At 56.6% G+C, this 2,367-nt stretch carries 3 protein-coding genes and 1 rRNA gene; all 4 read left to right on the top strand.

The features are described 5' to 3' along the window. Nucleotides 1-108 (top strand): 5S ribosomal RNA (rrf, locus tag MHK00_RS11780); the annotation flags it as partial. A 98-nt stretch (nt 109-206) separates the two neighbouring features. Further along, the gene (locus MHK00_RS11775) at nt 207-434 is read left to right on the top strand and encodes a tRNA 2-thiouridine-synthesizing protein (protein ID WP_250412002.1); all 228 of its coding nucleotides are present in this window, start codon (nt 207-209) and stop codon (nt 432-434) included. Then, entirely contained in the window at nt 434-1,567 is a 1,134-nt protein-coding gene (locus tag MHK00_RS11770) for a hypothetical protein (protein WP_250411999.1), read from the top strand. Before MHK00_RS11775 ends, MHK00_RS11770 begins: the two co-directional genes overlap by 1 nt. 183 nt (nt 1,568-1,750) lie before the next feature. Then, a complete protein-coding gene (locus MHK00_RS11765; protein WP_250411997.1) occupies nt 1,751-2,269 on the top strand; it encodes a hypothetical protein in 519 nt (172 codons plus the stop codon). Nucleotides 2,270-2,367: the final 98 nt, after the last annotated feature.

Raw genomic sequence — 2,367 nt, 5'->3', positions numbered from 1 at the left:
AATAGCTGCAGGGAAACGCCCGGTCCCATTCCGAACCCGGAAGCTAAGCCTGCACACGCTGATGGTACTGCAACCGGGAGGTTGTGGGAGAGTAAGTCACCGCCGACACCAAACAACAAAACAAAACTCCATAATGAAACACAAAGGGAAGGAAACGGTAAGCAACCGTCTCCTTCCCTTTTTTGCGTTTTGCTATTCTCCTCACCATGGACCAAAAGCAAATTTCTTATGTGGCGGACCAGGTCGAGCAAGGAATTCTTGGCCTCGAAGGCGTCGATAAGCTGCTGGCTTACTTGGACAGCCTGCATCCGGATGATTTGGCCGGCGTGGATTTCCTCGTTGACCGCATGTTTGAGGAGGAGCGTAACCAGATATGGGAGCTCACGGAAGCGCTGAAGGAGTTTCTCGCGGATCTAAAGGAATGCCAGAAGTAGTGCAGACGTTTGACGAAGCAACCAACACCCTTGTAAACCCCTCAGGTTTGAATCTGACTGACCCCGACGATTCACGGGCGTATGCCGACCAGGTGTGGCAGGCGGGTGTGCTTTTGAATGTGGCAATTGATGAGCCTCAACACCTGACCAGCCAAGGCGTCAAGTCAATAGAGCCTTACGATATCTTCCCGGTCGCACAACGGGCGCTAGAAGAGGTTCTGCTACAGTTGCCGCTGGTTAATGATCCAGTTGGGTCCGTGATCTGGAGCGCGGAACGCTTGGCCCAGGAACTACCTCAGGCCGCCCAATTGGCCCAGGTTGACGGGCTGCGCTTAGCCGAGTGGCTTTTGGGCGTTCTCGAGTCGCCGTATGCGGAGCAGGTTTATATCGACCCCGTACAGTACGCGCAGGCTTTAGGGCCTGAAGGCCTCAAAGAGCTGCGCGAGCGTGCGCAGGGTGAGTATGTCGGTCGTCGGTTAGCGGTGCTTTCCGGTTCTGTCGAGGAGGTATTTCGTACCCACACGGACGGATACGAGCAGCTCATTAGCGGGCTTTCGGAGATCGGCCGGTTCGACCTTGCTTACACGTACTCGGAAGAAGCGATGCGAATCCTCCCCGCTGAGGAAACGTTCAACATTGCTGGTGGTTGGGCCGCGATTACCGACGTCCACTTTCCTCACCGCAGCCCTTACGTCAATGAGCGAGTATTCGATGCGTTTCCACGGCTTTCGACGGCGGAAGGTCTTTTTGCGGCGGTGGGGGATAGCGCAGTGGAGCACATCGAGGCTCGGCTGCGCGATAAGCCCTGGGATCTTGCAATGTTTCAGTATCAGTGCCTACGCGATCCGCAACGAGCATGGGCGACAGCCTCGGACGCCGGGCTCCAACGCAATGTGGCAGAACTACTTCTTCCGCACCTGCCGGTCGAAACCATTCCCGTTCTTATGCAACTCATTGAGGACAAGCTGGAAACACAAAATGTCTATGGTCGCGACCAAGCGTATGGGTTGCTCGGGAAAGTTCAGAAGGCAGCTGACCCGGCTTCATTTGAGGACTTCTTAGGTCGCCTACAGCGGAAGTTTGCTGACTGCCCTGAAATTCGCAACCAGCTTGCCGACGCCGCCCAACCCTAAACCTTTGCTTTTACCCCCGCTGCCGGTTGTGGTGCGACTCTGGGGTTCCCTGCGGATTTAGGACACCTTATTCGAACATAAAAACCCCCACACAAGGCACATGTCCACCAGACGGGATACCATAAAGACACTCGTTAGAAAACACATACGAACCCTGTTCTTCTCTGCTGGAGTGTCCTGCTTATGACTGCCACACTTGCCCCGCCCGAACCAGATACCACCCTCGACTACCCAGACACCCTCCTCATCGGCGACCACCCCGACACCGATCCCCTAGACGATGGTGATGTACCGGAAGCGTTCTACACCACCAACGCACCCGGCAACCACATCGGCAAAGCCGGCACCTACACACGCAAAACCTCCTGGTTCCTCTACCGCGCCATCCTCCCCCAACTAGACGACGACGTCGACCAGAGCCTCACCAGCCTCGCCAAAGACCTCGGCATCTCCTACCACAAGCTCCTAGGCTTCCTGCGCGCCCACTTCCGCATGCGCCAACTACCCCTCGTCACCGAAGTCCAAGGACAGCACTGGATACTCGACCTGACCAAACTGCGCATCATCGACCGCGAACTCAACCGCCTAGACAACAATCCAGACCACCTCGAAGCCATCGACGCCGCACTCGCAGACTTTCTGACCCCCACCACACCCAACCAAACAGTCCCCACCGACGCGGGCCTGGCCCCCGGAAAGTAGACACGTCGGGGGTTAGCTATGCTGCTTGGGTCAGTGTAGCTGAATTAAGCGCCTCGAAGTCATCGGGGGCTAGAAGGTTGCACCAGGAGTGCCGTCTG

Origin of the sequence: Corynebacterium tuberculostearicum, assembly GCF_022347385.1 — a bacterium.
GTDB lineage: Bacteria > Actinomycetota > Actinomycetes > Mycobacteriales > Mycobacteriaceae > Corynebacterium > Corynebacterium tuberculostearicum_M.
Note: the sequence above shows the minus strand (reverse complement) of the source record. Positions and strands in the feature narration are given on the sequence as shown.